The 15,785-nt window shown below is 64.9% G+C and carries 17 protein-coding genes and 1 tRNA gene; 9 read left to right on the top strand and 9 right to left on the bottom strand.

Annotated features, from left to right (window positions below; genetic code table 11):
• Positions 1-22: 22 nt before the first annotated feature.
• The 3 genes from BW994_RS06185 to BW994_RS06175 all read right to left on the bottom strand — a co-directional run bounded on the left by BW994_RS06185 (position 23) and on the right by BW994_RS06175 (position 2,889).
• Complete coding sequence (locus tag BW994_RS06185; RefSeq protein WP_029312284.1) at positions 23-622, bottom strand: DUF2497 domain-containing protein; 600 nt, start codon at positions 620-622, stop codon at positions 23-25.
• 27 nt (positions 623-649) lie between these two features.
• Positions 650-2,122: a TolC family outer membrane protein gene (locus tag BW994_RS06180; protein WP_081849114.1), complete on the bottom strand. Its 1,473-nt coding sequence runs from the start codon at positions 2,120-2,122 to the stop codon at positions 650-652.
• A 104-nt stretch (positions 2,123-2,226) separates the two neighbouring features.
• Complete coding sequence (locus BW994_RS06175; RefSeq protein WP_029312286.1) at positions 2,227-2,889, bottom strand: protein-L-isoaspartate O-methyltransferase family protein; 663 nt, start codon at positions 2,887-2,889, stop codon at positions 2,227-2,229.
• Positions 2,890-3,049: 160 nt separating this feature from the next.
• Between BW994_RS06175 and BW994_RS06170 the strand changes: the two genes are divergently transcribed.
• Positions 3,050-3,123, top strand: a tRNA-Cys gene (locus BW994_RS06170).
• A 95-nt stretch (positions 3,124-3,218) separates the two neighbouring features.
• On the top strand, positions 3,219-4,043 hold the full coding sequence (locus BW994_RS06165; protein WP_029312287.1) for a slipin family protein: 825 nt from the start codon (positions 3,219-3,221) through the stop codon (positions 4,041-4,043).
• Positions 4,044-4,134: 91 nt separating this feature from the next.
• Here BW994_RS06165 and BW994_RS06160 read toward each other — a convergent pair whose 3' ends face one another.
• The 3 genes from BW994_RS06160 to argC all read right to left on the bottom strand — a co-directional run bounded on the left by BW994_RS06160 (position 4,135) and on the right by argC (position 7,191).
• Positions 4,135-5,574, bottom strand: a complete 1,440-nt coding sequence (locus BW994_RS06160) for an FMN-binding glutamate synthase family protein (protein WP_035229114.1) — start codon at positions 5,572-5,574, stop codon at positions 4,135-4,137.
• Positions 5,575-5,653: 79 nt separating this feature from the next.
• Positions 5,654-6,187: an RNA 2',3'-cyclic phosphodiesterase gene (gene thpR / locus BW994_RS06155; RefSeq protein WP_029312289.1), complete on the bottom strand. Its 534-nt coding sequence runs from the start codon at positions 6,185-6,187 to the stop codon at positions 5,654-5,656.
• A gap of 53 nt (positions 6,188-6,240) precedes the next feature.
• Positions 6,241-7,191, bottom strand: a complete 951-nt coding sequence (argC, locus tag BW994_RS06150; protein WP_029312290.1) for an N-acetyl-gamma-glutamyl-phosphate reductase — start codon at positions 7,189-7,191, stop codon at positions 6,241-6,243.
• A 93-nt stretch (positions 7,192-7,284) separates the two neighbouring features.
• On the opposite strand from argC, the gene secB reads away from it, so the two are divergent.
• The 7 genes from secB (at position 7,285) to BW994_RS06115 (ending at position 13,321) form a co-directional block, all read left to right on the top strand.
• Entirely contained in the window at positions 7,285-7,785 is a 501-nt protein-coding gene (gene secB, locus BW994_RS06145) for a protein-export chaperone SecB (RefSeq protein WP_029312291.1), read from the top strand.
• Positions 7,786-8,016: 231 nt separating this feature from the next.
• A complete protein-coding gene (gene thrC / locus BW994_RS06140; protein WP_029312292.1) occupies positions 8,017-9,420 on the top strand; it encodes a threonine synthase in 1,404 nt (467 codons plus the stop codon).
• Positions 9,417-10,682 carry a M16 family metallopeptidase gene (locus tag BW994_RS06135; RefSeq protein ID WP_029312293.1) on the top strand — a complete coding sequence of 422 codons (1,266 nt, stop codon included), beginning with the start codon at positions 9,417-9,419 and terminating at the stop codon, positions 10,680-10,682. Before thrC ends, BW994_RS06135 begins: the two co-directional genes overlap by 4 nt.
• Positions 10,679-12,007, top strand: coding sequence for a TldD/PmbA family protein (locus tag BW994_RS06130; RefSeq protein ID WP_029312294.1), 1,329 nt, complete (start codon positions 10,679-10,681; stop codon positions 12,005-12,007). The genes BW994_RS06135 and BW994_RS06130 overlap by 4 nt, the downstream gene beginning before the upstream one ends.
• A gap of 10 nt (positions 12,008-12,017) precedes the next feature.
• On the top strand, positions 12,018-12,779 hold the full coding sequence (locus BW994_RS06125) for an NAD-dependent epimerase/dehydratase family protein (protein ID WP_029312295.1): 762 nt from the start codon (positions 12,018-12,020) through the stop codon (positions 12,777-12,779).
• Positions 12,780-12,854: 75 nt separating this feature from the next.
• A complete protein-coding gene (locus BW994_RS06120) occupies positions 12,855-13,064 on the top strand; it encodes a hypothetical protein (RefSeq protein ID WP_029312296.1) in 210 nt (69 codons plus the stop codon).
• Complete coding sequence (locus tag BW994_RS06115; RefSeq protein WP_029312297.1) at positions 13,061-13,321, top strand: hypothetical protein; 261 nt, start codon at positions 13,061-13,063, stop codon at positions 13,319-13,321. Before BW994_RS06120 ends, BW994_RS06115 begins: the two co-directional genes overlap by 4 nt.
• Before the next feature lie 12 nt (positions 13,322-13,333).
• Here BW994_RS06115 and BW994_RS06110 read toward each other — a convergent pair whose 3' ends face one another.
• From BW994_RS06110 to BW994_RS06100, 3 genes are all read right to left on the bottom strand, one after another.
• Positions 13,334-14,497, bottom strand: coding sequence for an iron-containing alcohol dehydrogenase (locus BW994_RS06110; protein ID WP_029312298.1), 1,164 nt, complete (start codon positions 14,495-14,497; stop codon positions 13,334-13,336).
• A gap of 112 nt (positions 14,498-14,609) precedes the next feature.
• Positions 14,610-15,164, bottom strand: a complete 555-nt coding sequence (locus tag BW994_RS06105) for a histidine phosphatase family protein (RefSeq protein ID WP_029312299.1) — start codon at positions 15,162-15,164, stop codon at positions 14,610-14,612.
• Positions 15,164-15,781, bottom strand: coding sequence for a glutathione S-transferase family protein (locus tag BW994_RS06100; RefSeq protein ID WP_029312300.1), 618 nt, complete (start codon positions 15,779-15,781; stop codon positions 15,164-15,166). Before BW994_RS06100 ends, BW994_RS06105 begins: the two co-directional genes overlap by 1 nt.
• Positions 15,782-15,785 lie beyond the last annotated feature (4 nt).

Below are 15,785 nucleotides of genomic sequence, written 5' to 3'. Positions count from 1 at the left end.
TCGCGCCCGCAAAGGTGAGCGCCTAAAAACCCTCAGGCCGCCCGACCAACCGCTCGATCTCGGCCCGCACCACCCGCTCGACGAGGTTGGGCAGATGCGCATCGAGCCATGATTTCAGCATCGGCCGCATCTCCTCGCGCACGATGTCCTCGATGCTGATGCCACCCCGGCTCACCGCCAGCCCCCGATCGGCCGAAACACTCCGCATCAGCGCGCTGAAATGGCTCGCCGCCGCCTCGGCCGCTTGCGCCCCCAAAATCGGCTGCGGCCCCTCGACCGAACCCGCCGTGGTGGCCTCCGGCGCATGCGCCCGCTGCGGCTCGTAAGGCAGATCGGTCGATGCGGTGTCGGGTGGCGTCGCGCTCGACAGCGTCGGCGACAGGGCGATCGCCTCATGCACCGGCGCGCCACTCCGCGCCGCCCGCGCGGCTCCGTTCGCCGGTTCGCTCACCATCATGGAGGAATCCAGCACCATCACCGAGTCGGCATCAGCCGGTACTGCGCCGCCCTGAGGCTCCGGCGGCACCGTCACCGTCTCGGCATCCTTCAAAACGCGCCGGATCGATGAAAGAATTTCGTCCATCGAAGGTTCCGCCCCGATCGGCTCGTTCGAGATGCTCATGGCCTGATTCCCCCTGACTGGTTTTACCTATTTCGGCGACATGATCAGCTTCGGCACCACCGGCGCCGGCGTGCGCAGCAGCGCGCCGTCGGGGCTGATCCCCGCCTGTTCATACGCCTCGTTGCCATTGCCGAACAAGGCATCTTTCACCTGATCATAATACTTCAAATCGTCGTAATGCGTCACCGGCAACGCCAGATCCGTCGCGGTCAAACGCCCGATCGCCGCGGCGATCCCGTAGGATTCATTCACGACATTCGCAATGTTCTGAATTTGCGTGGTCTGCGCATTGAACAGCAATTGCTGCGCATTCAACACATCGAGCGTATCACGCGTGCCCACGATTTCCTGCCGCTCGGTACCATCGAGCGCGATGGCATCGGATTTGATCTGTTCCGTGGTGCTCCGCACCGCGGCCTTCGAGGCGATCAGCCCTTCCCAGGCCTGCGTTGCCGACTGCACCGCCGTCCGCCGCGCATCCACCACGCCGGCGATGCCATACTGCACCTTGTCGCGCGCCTGGCGGATCGCCGCATATTCCGAGCCACCCTGATACAGCGGCACCGTGAGGTTCGCGAGCACCTGCCCGCCGCGCGAAGAACTGTTCGGCCCCAGCGGATTATGCTCGCTGAACGCCGAGGCCGAAACCGAAAGCTGCGGCGCCAGCGCCGCGATCGCGACATCCACGGCATCGACATCGGCACTCTGGGTGAACAGCGCCGCGACGACATCGGGATTGTTGATCATCGCCTGGCGCACCAGATCGGCCTTGCCCTTCACCGGCAGCGCCAGGGGCTGCGGCGGCACCAGTTCGGCGGCCGGATACGAACCGACCAGCTGGCGGAAGGTCTCGTTCGCGATATTCAGATTGCCGCGCGCCACCTCCACCTGCTCCTGCGCGCCGGCCAGCGAAGCCTTCGCCTGCGCCACCGACGTCTCGGTGATCTCGCCGACACCGAACTGATCATTCACCGCCTTCAACTGCTGGGCCAGCACGCTGCGGTTATTGATATCGAGTGCCAGCAACTGCCGATCGGTGATCACTGTCACATAGGCGTTCACCACTTTGGTGAACACGGTCTGCTCGGTCGACAGCAACTGCGCCCGCGCAGCGTAAACGCTGTTTTTCGCCTCATGCGTTTTCGCAACCGTTGCACCGCCGCTGAACAATTGCTCGGTCACGGTCAACTGGCCGATTTCCTCGTTGCGTGATTGCGGCAAGCGCAGATGACTGAGTGTCGGTGCACCGGTCAGCGGGTTGGTGCCTGGCAATTGCTCGGTTTCGACGCCGGTAATCCGCCCCGCCGTTCCCTGCAACTCGACCGTCGGGCGCCATCCGGCCAGTGCCGCCGGCACCGTCTCGTCAGTCGCCCGCAGGTTCGCGCGCTGCTCCTGCAGGGTCGGATTATCCGCATAGGCTTCCGACAGCGCTTGGGTCAACGTCGCCGGCCGCTCGTCCGGGCTGGCCCACGCCAACGGCTGCAAGGCCAGAACACTCATGGGTACAATCGCGCAAAGGGTCGTGATTCGACGGCGCATGGTCATCCTTCTGCAAGCCTCGGAAAAACGCCGGCCACGCGGGCCGCATCTGGTCAATCGTTCCATCAGAACGCGAACGTCTGCGCGGGGCTGAACCCAGGCAACGGACCGGCCTGGCAATCGGCCAACACAATCTGCGCAAACCCCCCGCCGCTCACCTCCGCCCGCACGATCCGGCCAACGCCCCGCTGGCGCACGATCGCAATCACCCGCCCCTGCGGCGTCAATTGGCTGGCAAGTGCCGTCGGCAGCACATCGATCGCACCCTCGATCACGATCACATCGAACGCGGTATGCTGTGGTGCGCCCTCGCTCAACCGCCCCGCCAGCACCCGTACCTCGGGCGCCTCGCCCGCCAGGGCCGCCGTTGCCATCGCGCGCAGATCCGCGCTCGATTCCAGCGCCACCACCGCACCGCCGCACGCCGCGAGCACCGCCGCGCCGTAGCCGGTGTTCGCACCAATAACCAATACCCGCTCGCCCGGCCGCACCGCCGCAAAGCTCGCAAGCCGGCCGATGGTCAGCGGCGAAGGCATGGTCCGCCCTTCGCCCAGCGGCAATTCGGCGTCGCTATACGCCTGCCCGATCAGGGCGGGCGGCACGAACCGCTCGCGGCGCAGCGTGCGCATCGCGGTCACGATCCGATCATCGACGATGTTATTCGGCCGGACCTGACAATCCACCATCAAGGCACGAGCGGTGCGGAAATCGCGGTCTTTTTCCTTCATCGGGGTCCTTCAACCGGAAGCCTCTACGCGGGAGCGCCATCATCTATAAAGCGAGTCCGCGATCTCGCAAAACATTCCTGCCCCGCGCTGCCCTTCTTCTGCACCACCGGTCTTGACCACCAACCGCCGATGGCCCGATAAGCCAGCAATCGTCGTGCCCGGTCCGGTGGCAGAGTGGTGATGTAGCGGACTGCAAATCCGCGTATGCCGGTTCGATTCCGGCCCGGACCTCCAACGCACGATGCCATTGACGAAAATTTTCTTAAGAATAATTCATCAATGCCGTGCCGCCCGCACCCCGGGTCGCCCATCACCGACAGGCGCATGTCATGAACCGATCCGCCGCCGCCATCGCCATCATCCTGATCGTCATCGGCGCCCTCGCGGCCGGCGTTCTTCGCCTGTTCGGCCCCGGTGTCATCCTCATCCTGATCGGCGCCGGCGTCGCTCTGTCCCTGCGCATGGCAAATGAATGGGAACGCGCCGTCGTCCTCCGCCTCGGCCGCTTCGCCGGCATCCGCGGCCCCGGCGCCTTCTTCATCATTCCGGTCATCGAAACCATCTACGTCGCCGTCGATACCCGCAAGCAAAGCACCGTCATCAGCGCCGAAAACACCCTCACGCTCGATGGCGTCTCCGTCGCGGTCGATTCCATCCTGTTCTGGAAAGTCGAAGACGTGAAACGCGTTGCCACCGAATTGCTCGACTACCGCGCCATGATCAGCCAGGTCGCCCAAACCTCGCTGCGCGAAACCATCAGCGGCATGTCGCTCGCCGAAATCCTCGGCAACCGCGAACAGATGGACCAGCGCATCCGCACCGTCATCGCCGATAAATCGCAGGACTGGGGCATCGGCGGCATCGGCGTGCAGATCCGCGACGTGCGCATTCCCGCCGAGCTGAACGACGCGATGAGCCGTAACGCCCAGGCCGAAAAGGAAAAACAGGCCCGCGTCACCCTCGCCAGCTCCGAAGTCGCCATCGCCGAACAAATCGTCCGCGCCGGCGACATCTACGCCGCCAACCCCGCCGCCCTGAAAATCCGGCAGATGAACCTGATCTATGAGATGAATAAAAATAAGGGCACCACGATCCTGATCCCGACCGATCTGGCAAATGCGATGAGCGGCGTGATCAAGGCGAAGGAAAGTTGAAGCCAAGCAGGTCTTTTTTGAAAAAAAGAACCAACAAACTTTTTTTAAACTGGCGATCGACTTGGAACCGATCGGGATCAGGTTCCTGCGACTACGTCGATGGGGCACGGAAACCGCCGACGCCGCGCTCGATCTCCGTCACATGCCGCGGCTCGAACCAGGCCGCATCTGTCAGTCCGCAAGAATGCGCGATCATCTCGACCTCATCGATGATCTGCCGGGCATAATTCGCCACCCGCACCGCCTTGTCCGCAGGATCGAGCCCGGCGATCAACTTGGGCTCCACCGCCGTCACGCCGGTCGGGCAACGCCCCGAGCCGCATTTCATTGCCTGAATACACCCCAGGCTGAACATGAACCCGCGCGCCGAACTGACGAAATCCGCCCCCATACACAAAGCCCACGCCACCTTGTCCGGCGTGATCAACTTGCCCGACGCCACAATCCGCACCCGATCGCTAAGCCCATGCCGCGCCCGTACCGCCGCCACCAGCGGCAGCGCCTGGGTGATCGGCAATCCGACATAATCCGCCAGCGGCGCCGGTGCAGCGCCGGTCCCGCCCTCACCGCCATCCACCTGCACAAAATCCGGGCAATGCTCCGGATGAACCACACAATCGGCGAACCACTCTTCGACGAACGCGATATCGCCCACCACGAACTTCACCCCCACCGGCTTGCCCGTCACCGCGCGCACCCGCGCAACGAAGGCACCCAACTCGGCAATACTGCCGATGTCATGATGCCGGTTCGGGCTGATACTCGCCTCACCCTCCGGAATGCCGCGAATCGCCGCAATCTCCGCCGTCACCTTGCCCGCCGGCAAAATCCCGCCCTTGCCTGGCTTCGCCCCTTGCGCCAGCTTGACCTCGAACATCCGCACCTGCTCATGCGCCGCAATCGCCCGCAACCGGTCATCGGAGAGCGCCCCAGCACCATCGCGCACCCCATACTTCGCCGTGCCGATCTGCATGATCAGATCACCGCCGCCGGCCAGATGATAATCGGATAGCCCACCCTCGCCCGTACTCATCCAGATGCCGCCCAGCCGCGCCCCTTTCGATAGCGCCAGCACCGCCGCATGGCTCAAGGCGCCGTAGCTCATGCCGCTGATATTAAAAACATGCCGCGCCAGAAACGGCGTCCGGCACGCGCCCGGCCCCGCCGCAACCCCGATCAGCTTGCCGCCATAGTGCCGCTTTTCCTCATCGAGCACCGGAAACGGCGCGTTGCGGAAAATAAAACTCGGCACCGTCTCGCTGCCGAAATTCACCAGATTCGAAACGCCCTTGGCCGACCGATACACCCAGGATCGTTCGAGCCGATTGAACGGCCGCTCCGCCCAGTCCGGCAGGTATTGATACTGGCGCATGTACTCGCCCCAGGTTTCCGCAAAATACCGGAAATGCCCGATCACCGGAAAATTACGCAAAATCGTATGCGTCGTCTGCCGCCGATCATGAATATAAACCGCCGAAATGGCGGCCAGAATCCCGAAACCGACCAGCGCAACAACCATCATTGAAATCATCGAACTCTCAAAAACCGGCTTGAACGCGATACCGGCAATCGATAATCCGAAAAAGTTAATATCCGCTGAAGTTTACAGCTCAACCGAGCGAATACTCGACCTCGGCGGTATATTCAGGGTGCGCATCGCCCAGATGCGAACTGAACAGCGTGATATGCTCGACCGCGATCGGCGGTGAACGATACAAATTCCGGCTCTGCACGAATTCCGCAAACCGTGGCCCGATCGGCATGTCCATCCGCGCCAGCGTCACATGCGGCGTATAGCGCCGCCGCTCCGCCGCCAGCCCGATGCGGCGCAGCGCGGTCTCGATCTTCGCCTGCAGATGCAGCAACGACTCGTTGCGCTCGACGCCGACCCACAACGCCGAAACCCGCCCCGCCTTCTCGAACCAGCCCGCCCCGGTCAGCACCAGTGAAAACCCGCGTCCGCGGATCGCCGCCAGCGCATGATCGATCTCCTCGGCTTCCAGCCGCTTGGCCTCGCCGATGAACCGCAGCGTCAGATGCATGTTCTGCGCCGGCACCCAGCGCGCCCCCGGCAGGTTGAACGCAAACCCCGCCAGGGTCTGCTTGACCTCCCACGGCAGATCAAGGGCGACGAACAAACGCATGATTTGCCCTCCAGTCGCCATCAATGTTGCCGAGGCAACCGCGCCGGTCAAGCTCAGGCCGGCACGCGCTCCGCTGCCCAAGCCGTTACCCCGAGCCCCAGCATCAGCCCGATATTCTGCACCGCAGCACCCGCCGCGCCCTTGCCCAGATTATCCAGCCGCGCCACCAGCACCACCTGGCTCGCGGCCTCGTTCTCGAACACGAACAACTCCATCACATCCGACCCCGCCGCAGCTTCGACATAGAGCCGCTGCTCAACCTGCGTCATCCGCACCCGCACTTGCGCCGCACCCTCATAGTGCCCCACCAGCGCACACCCGATCTCGCGCGCGGTCGGCCGGCCCGGCAACGCATCCAGATGCAGCGGCACCGAAACCAGCATCCCCTGGCGAAAATGCCCGACGGAGGGCACAAAAATCGGCCGCCGCGCCAGGCTGCCATGGCGCTCGATTTCCGGAATATGCTTATGATTCAACGACAGCCCATAAAGCCCGAACGCCGGCCCGCCATCGCGCTCATGGTCCGCAATCAACGCCTTGCCGCCACCCGAATAGCCCGACACCGCATTGATCGTCAGCGGATGATCCGCCGGCACCAACCCCGCATCGACCAAGGGCCGCAGCAACGCCACCGCCCCGGTCGCATAACACCCCGGATTCGAAACCCGCGCCGCCTGCGCAATCGCGCCCGCCTGCCCGGGCACCATCTCGGCAAACCCGTACACCCAGCCGTTGGCGACCCGATGCGCCGAACTCGCATCCAGCAACCGCGGCGCCGCACTGCCGAGCCCCTCGACCATGTCCGCCGCCTCGCGCGCCGCCTCATCCGGCAGGCACAACACCACCAGATCGACCGATGCCATCATCGCCCGGCGCGCCGCATTGTCCTTGCGCGCGTGCAAATCCAGGCTCTGCACCACGACACCATCGAGCCGTCGCAACCGCTCGACAATCTGCAACCCCGTGGTCCCGGCCTCGCCGTCGATGAAAACACGCTTGCTCATGGCTTTTCTCCGCCCCCATGCTGGCACCAAAATCAACACCGTGCTAGGCGGGCGCCCAACCGGATCGCATATGTTCAGATGGAGCCAATCGTAATGTCCGAAACCCAGACCCCGCCGCTCACCCTCAACATCCAATACACCAAAGACCTCAGCTTCGAAGTCCCCAACGCACCGGCAATCTATACCATCCTGCGCCAGCCCCCCTCGGTGAACATCAACCTCGACGTCCAGGTCCGCCGCATCCAGGACGACCAGAACGTCTACGAAGTCACCCTCGCCACCCGCGCGGAGGCCACCATCCCCGCGCCCGCCGAATCCACCAACGGCGCCGAACCCGGCAAAGACATGACCGTCTTCATCGCCGACCTCTCCTACTCCGGCATCTTCACCCTCACCGGCATCCCGGATAACCAGGTCGAACCCGTCCTGCTGGTCGAATGCCCGCGCCTGCTGTTCCCCTTCGCCCGCAACATCCTCGCCGATGTCACGCGCGACGGCGGCTTCCCCCCCGTCATGCTCGGCCCCGTCGATTTCGTCGGCCTCTGGCAATCCCGCCGCGAACAGATGGACGCTGCACCCGTTGCGAATGCCTGAACGGTTAAGAAGGCCAGGGGGCTCTGCCCCCTGGACCCCCGCTAAGGGCTTAGCCCTTAGAACCCGCTAGTTTTAGGCAAGGGGAGGGCGCTGCCTGGGATTTTCCGTCGATCTGACCTGGGTCGCCCTCCCCTTGCCTAAAACTAATGGATTTTAAAGGCTCCGCCTTTAACGGGGTCCAGGGGCAGAGCCCCTGGCCTTGCTAACCGACCATGCATTAAGGACCGAGTGATGCGTTACATTTCGACGCGTGGGGTGGCCCCGGCCCGGACGTTCGACGGGGTGTTGCTCGCCGGGCTGGCTGAGGATGGCGGGTTGTTCGTGCCCGATGAATGGCCGGTCTTTTCGCCTGCCGAGCTGCGCGCGATGCGTGGCCTGCCGTATGCGGAACTGGCGGCACGCGTCATGGCGCCGTTCGTGTGTGGCGGCGCGGTTTCGGTCGATGATCTGCAGGGCATGTGCCGGGCGGCCTATCGCGGGTTCGACCGTGCAGCGGTGGTTCCGCTGGTGCAGTTGGAGCCTGGGCTATTCGCCCTCGAACTGTTCCATGGCCCGACGCTCGCGTTCAAGGATCTGGCCTTGCAGGTGGCCGGCCGTCTGTTCGATCATGTGCTGGAGGCGCGCGACGAGCGCGTGATGATCGTGGGCGCGACATCGGGGGACACCGGGTCCGCCGCGATCGAGGCGTGCCGCGACCGCTCGCGCGTCGACATCGCCATTTTGCACCCCGAAGGCCGCACGTCCGCGGTGCAGCGCCGGCAGATGACGACGGTGCGCGCCCCCAACGTGCTCAACATCGCGGTCGGCGGCAATTTCGACGATTGCCAGGACCTCGTGAAAGCGATGTTCGCCGATGCGCCGTTCCGCACGGACATGCGGCTTTCCGCGGTCAACTCGATCAACTGGGCGCGCATCGCCGGCCAGATCCCCTATTTCGTCGCCGCCGCCCTCGCCCTCGGCGCGCCGGACCGCGCGGTCGCGGTAGCGGTGCCGACCGGCAATTTTGGCAATGTCCTGGCCGCCTGGGCCGCCAGGCAGATGGGCGTGCCGATCGCGCGCTTCATCGTCGGCAGCAACGCGAACGACATTTTGGCCCGTTTCCTCGCCGGCAACGACATGAGCACGGCCGGCGTGGTCGAAACCGTCTCACCCTCGATGGATATTCAGGTCAGCTCGAATTTCGAGCGCCTGCTGTTCGAATTCCTGCACCGCGACGCAAGCGTGACAGCCCGCACCATGGCCGATTTCCGCACCACCGGCCGCATGGCGGTGCCCGACCCGGTCTGGCGCGCGGTCCGCCGCGAATTCACCGGCTTTGCGCTCGACGATGCGGCGACATTGGCGGAAATCGGCCGGATCAAGCGCGATTACGGCTACATCGCCGAGCCGCATACCGCCATCGGCATTGCCGCCGCGCGCGCCTGCGGCCCGATCGGCATGCCGGTCATCGCGGCCGCCACCGCGCATCCGGCCAAATTCCCCGATGCGATGGAACGCGCAATCGGCATCCGCCCCTCTCTCCCCGAACCTTTAAAAGACCTATATCATCGTCCTGAAGTCTTTCAGCGCTCCAGCAAGCGCCTCGCCGAGGTGCAAGCGCTGGTTCGCAATTTCGCGCATAGGAACAATGCATGACCGACGGTGTTCAGATCACCCATCTCGATTCCGGCCTCACCATCATCACCGAACGGATGGAGCGGGTGGAAACGGTCTCGTTCGGCGCCTATGCCGGCGTCGGCACGCGCCACGAAACCGCGCCGGAAAACGGCGTGTCACATTTTCTCGAACACATGGCGTTCAAGGGCACCGAAAAGCGGAACGCGGTGGAAATCGCCGAAGCGGTCGAGGATGTCGGCGGCCATATCAACGCCTACACCTCGCGCGAGCAGACCGCCTATTACGTCAAGATGCTGAAGGACGATCTCCCGCTCGGCATCGACATCATCGGCGACATCCTCTGCCATTCCACCTTCGATGCTGGCGAATTCGAGCGCGAGCGCGGCGTGATCCTGCAGGAAATCGGCCAGGCGAACGACACGCCGGACGACATCGTGTTCGACCATTTCCAACAGGCCGCCTATCCCGGCCAACCGATGGGCTGGCCCACGCTGGGCACCGAGAGCATCATCAAATCGCTCTCGCCCGACGTGCTGCAGCGCTACATGCGCGCCCACTACACGCCCAAAAACATCGTGGTCTCGGCCTCCGGCAAGCTCGAGCACCAGCGCGTGGTCGATCTGGTCAGCGAGCATTTCGCCGACCTGCCGAACGCGACCCAGACCCCGCCGATCCCCGGCATTTACGGCGGCGGCGAGTATCGCGAAATCCGCGATCTCGATCAGGCGCATATCGTGCTCGGCTTTCCCGCGGTCGGTTACAGCGACCCCGATTTCCACGCCGCCATGCTGCTCTCCACCCTGCTCGGCGGCGGGATGTCCTCGCGCCTGTTCCAGGAAATCCGTGAAAAGCGCGGGCTGGTCTATTCGATCTACTCCTTCGCCCTGCCCAACAACGATGCCGGGCTGTTCGGCATCTACGCCGGCACCGGCGAGGCCGAAGCCGCCGAACTCGTCCCCGTCACGCTCGGCGAACTCGCCAAGGTGCAGGACAGCATCACCGAGGCCGAGCTTCGCCGCGCCCGCGCGCAGGTCAAGGCCGGCATGCTGATGTCGCTCGAATCCACCGGCAGCCGCTGCGAACAACTGGCCCGGCAGTGGCAGGTATTCGGCCGCGTCGTGCCGATCGCCGAAACCGTCGCCAAGATCGACGGCGTGACGGCGGCCGACATCACCCGCGTCGCCACGCGGATTTTCCGCGGCAAACCCACCCTCGCCGCCATCGGCCCGATCGGCCGCGTGCCGCAGATGCCGAAAATCCTGGAAAGGCTGGCGGCATGAGCGCGCTCGATCATCTGAGCGCCCTGCTCGCCGCCGCCAAGCGTGCCGGCGCCGATCAGGCCGATGCCCTGCTCGGCTCGGGGGCCTCGGTCTCGGTCGGCCGCCGCATGGGCAAGATCGAGGAGATCGAGCGCGCCGAGAGCAACAACATCGGCCTGCGCGTGTTCGTCGGCAAGCGTAGCGCCATCGTCTCGTCCGGCGCGGTCGATCCCGCCAGTTTCGACCGCCTGGCCGAACAGGCCGTCGCCATGGCCAAGGTCGTGCCCGAAGACCAGTTCGCCGACATCCCCGACGCCCCACCCCCCGACGACGCCGCAGCGCTCGACATGGACGACGCCGTCGAGCCCTCGATCGATACGCTGATGGCCCGCGCCGCCGCCGCCGAGGAAGCCGCGCTCGCCTTCCCCGGCATCACCAATTCCGAAGGCGCCGGCGCCTCCTGGTCACGCAGCCACGTCGCCCTCGCCACCTCGCGCGGCTTCGCCGGCGCCTACAGCCGCTCCGGCCACGGCGTCTCGGTCTCGCCGATCGCGGGCGAAGGCGTCGGCATGCAACGCGACTATGAATATTCCTCCTCGGTCCACGGGTCGGACCTGTCGGACCCTGCCGTGATGGGCCGCGCCGCCGCGGAACGCGCGGTCAGCCGCCTCAACCCCGGCCGGCCGGTCACCGCGAAACTGCCGGTGGTCTATCATCCGCGCGTCGCCGGCAGCCTGCTCGGCCATTTCACCGGCGCCATCAACGGCTCCGGCATCGCGCGCGGCACCAGCTTCCTCAAGGATGCGATGGGCAAGCCGGTCTTCGCACCCGGCATTTCGATCATCGATGATCCCAAGCGCGTCCGCGGCATGCGCTCGCGCGCGTTCGACGGTGAAGGCCAGCGCGTCGAGCGCCGCGCCCTGATCGAAGACGGCATCCTCACCACCTGGCTGCTCGATTCCCGCAGCGCCGCCCAGCTCGGCCTGAAAACCACCGGCCACGCCGCGCGCGGCACCTCCGGCCCGCCCAGCCCGGCGGCCAGCAACCTCTACATCGAGCCCGGCACCCTATCCGCCGAGGCCCTGATATCGGACATCAAGCTCGGCCTCTATGTCATCGAACTCATCGGCATGGGCGTGAACGGCATCACCGGCGATTATTCACGCGGCGCCGCCGGCTTCATGATCCGCGACGGTCAAATCGCCGAACCGGTCGCCGAGATTACCATCGCCGGCAATCTGCGCGAGATGTTCATGCACCTCACCCCCGCCAACGACCTCGAATTCAAGCGCGGCACGGATGCCCCGACCCTGCGCGTCGAAGGCATGACCATGGCGGGCGGCTGACCGGGCGCCCATGTCCCTCGTCCTGACCGGTGCCGGCGGCCAGCTCGGCGTCGTCCTCCGCCCCCGCCTGGTCGCGCGCGGCATTCCGCTCCGCGCGGTCGATATCGCGCCGATCACGCCGGTCGATCCGCGCGAAACCACCGTGATCGGCGATTTGCGCGACCCCGCCATCGTCGATCAGGCGCTGCACGGCGCCACCGCGGTCCTGCATCTGGCCGGCACCAGCGTCGAACGGCCGCTGCCCGAGATCATCGAGAACAATCTGGTCGCCCTGCACGCTTTGTATGAAGGTGCCCGCCGACACAATGTGCAGCGAATCGTGTTCGCGAGCTCCAACCACACCATCGGCATGTACCAGGTCGGCCACCGCCTCGGCCTGTCCGACCCGTACCGGCCAGATGGGCTCTACGGCCTGTCGAAACTCTGGGGCGAAGGCATGGGAAGGCTCTATTGGGACAAATACGGCATCGAAGGCGTCGCATTGCGGATCGGCAGCGCCCTGCCCCGCCCCACCGAAGCGCGCCACCTGTCCACCTGGCTCGGCCACGAAGACCTCGAACATCTGGTGATGCAGAGCCTCACCGCCCCGATCAGCGACTACCGCCCGGTCTGGGGCGTCTCCGCCAACACCCGCAGCTGGTGGAACAACGCGGAAGCCGCCGAACTCGGCTACCGCCCGACCCAGAACGCCGAGGATTTCGCAACCGAAATCGCGGATGTGCCGGACGCGGGCTGGGACTGCCAGGGCGGTGCCTTCGCCGCCGCCCGATAAAACGCGCCCCCGATTCACCTTGCCCAATGCGCATTAAAGACGCATATATGACGCATCATCCCCAAGGAGCCCACCATGTCCGCACGCTTCAATCTCGTCCTGTCCGATGAATTGAACCGCCGGGTCGATGCCGTGGCGACCGACCCGGAAACCAAATCCTCACTGATCCGCAAGGCGCTGGCGATGTATATCGCCGCGGTCGAAGCGCAGCGCGATCGCGGCCTGCATGTCGGTCTGTTCGATCCGGCGACCAGGGAGATCAAGACCGAAATCATCGGCCTTTGAGCCTGATCGATCTCAACAACCTGCCGTCCGATGTTCAGGCAACGATCGGGCGCAAGGAAACCGATGGTGAACGCCGGGTCCGCCTCGTCAAGGATCTGGTCGTCTTCACCCTGGCGATCATCCTCATGGTCATCGTGGTCGCCTATTCGTTGGATATCCTGCTCGCCGCCACCGCTACGTCCGCCGACAAGCGCTGGGCACAATCGATCATCAGCGCCATCGCCGGCGGTGTCATCGGCTATCTGCTTCGCCGCTGAACCGGCGCGGCGTCAGTAAATCGCCTCGTACAACCCGATGATCGCCGCCGCATCCGGCACCGCCGGGTTATTCGCCGGACTGCCCGAGGCCAACGCCTGATCCGCCATCACCGCGCGCCTGCCATACCAATCATCCCGCCCGATCCCGAACGCCTCCGGCGTCGGCACGCCAAGGTCGAAATTGATCGTATCCAGCTCATCGACCAGCTTGGCACCCGCCAGTTGGTCCGCATCATCCGGCTGGGCAAACCCCGCGATCCGCGCCGCCTCGGCATAGCGCGGCAGCGCCGCATGCAGCGAATACCGCGTCACCACCGGCAGCAACATCGCGTTGGACAGCCCATGCGGCACATGGAAATGCGCCCCGATCGGGCGGGACATGCCATGCACGAGGGCCACCGAAGCATTGGAAAACGCGAGCCCCGCCAGCGTCGCCCCCAGCATCATCGCCTCGCGCGCCGCCCGGTTGTCCGGCTCATGATAGACCGCGCGCAAATTCGCCCCGATCAATCCCAGTGCGGCCCGCGCATAACTGTCCGACACCGGATTGGCCCGCCGCGACACGAACGCCTCCAGCGCGTGGGTGAACGCATCGATGCCGGTATCCGCCGTGGTCCGCGCCGGCACGCTCATCGACAATTCGAAATCGACAATGGCCGCGAGCGGTAACGCGCCCAACCCGCCGATCAGCATTTTCTCATCGGTCTCGGTATCGGTGATCACGGTAAATCGCGTCGCCTCGGAACCGGTCCCCGCCGTGGTCGGCACCGCGATCAGCGGCAACGCCGCCGCATCCGCCACTACCGGCACCTTGAACGCCCGCATCCTGGTACCCTCGGGTGCCGCGAGCAGAATATTGATCGCCTTGGCGGTATCGATCGGCGATCCGCCGCCGAACGCGACGATACAGTCGATATCCAGATCCGCCGCCAGCCGCACGCCCGCCTCGATCACCCGATCCACCGGTTCCGGCACGGTCTCGCTGAACACCGTATAAACCATTCCGGCCCGATCGAGCGGCTCGGTCACCCGGGCGATCAGCCCGAGCTTCACCATCATCGGGTCGGTCACGATCAACGGCCGGCTCAACCCCAGCTTGCCGAGCATCACCGCAATGCGCGACGCAGCACCGGCACCGATATCCATATAGCGCGGCGCAAAAAAACTCATGTCCATCATGGGCCGTCCTGGTTTCCTGCCAAGCATAATGACGCGAAAAGGTTAATAATCAATGAACAGCCGCGCGTTCCATACACAATTCACCGGTTTCTGAACGCCAACAGCACAATCACGCGAGCGCCGTCGCCCGCCAGCCCTGCCCCACCGGCTCGCATAAAATCGGCGTCGCATTCGTGGTCGGCACGTCCAACTCCAGCCCCATCAACCCCCGCACGGCGCGGAAAAACGCGCCATGCGATACAATCAGCAACGGCCCCGGCGTACCGCTCAGCACACGCCCCAGCACCAGCCCCGCCCGCACCGTGATCTCCGCGAAACTCTCCGCCCCCTCCGGCGTCGCCGTGCCATCCAGCCACTGCGCGAACCACGGATGCAAAGGCTGGCCTTCCATCCCGCCGAATACCACCTCGCGCAAATCCGCCTCCAGGCTGATCGGCAGCTTCAGCGTTTCATTGACAATCTCGGCCGTCACCCGCGCGCGCTGCATCGGCGATGCCACAACCGCCGTAATCCCGCGCCCCGCCAGCAGCGGCGCCGCACGATGCGCCTGGGCAATGCCGGTCTCGTTCAACGGAATATCGACCGCCCCCTGCGAAATCCCGCGCGCATTGTAATCGGTCTGCCCATGGCGCAGAAACCAGAACGCAACGCGCGGCAGCGCCATCAGACCAGGCCTTCCTGCGTCATTGCCCGCAACACCGCCGGCCGCGCCTTCATCCGCGCATAATGCGCCGCAATCCCCGGCGGCAGCGGCACCGTATTGCGTCCCTCCGCCCAGAACGACACATAAAACAGCGCCGCATCGGCAATCGAATACGACCCCAACAGCCATTCGCGCTCACCGAGCGCATGCTCCATCAGATCGAACCCTTCGATGAAAATCCGCTTGCCCTCGGCCCGCACCGCCTCTTTCTCTTCGGGGTTCGGGGAGAATTTCTCGGGGCGGAAAATCCGCGAAAACCCCTGCATATGCATGGTTCCGTTGATATAGCTGATATACCCCATCGCGCGCGCCCAATCGAGCCGATCCGCCGGCTCCAGCCCCGCCGCCGGAAACGTCGCCGCCAGATAGCCGGCAATCGCGATCCACTCGGTCAGCACGGTGCCATCATCAAGCTCCAGCACCGGCACTTTCGACGCCGGATTGACCGCCTTGAACGCCGGCTGATACTGCATCCCCTCGCGCAGATTAACCAGCTGCCCCTCATGCGGCACGCCGATCTCCTCGAGAATGACGTGAATACCCAGCGAACACGCGCCCGGCGCATAATAAAGCTTCATGATG

This window comes from Acidiphilium rubrum (genome assembly GCF_900156265.1).
Lineage (GTDB): Bacteria > Pseudomonadota > Alphaproteobacteria > Acetobacterales > Acetobacteraceae > Acidiphilium > Acidiphilium rubrum.
This window is presented reverse-complemented; position numbering and strand designations above follow the sequence as displayed.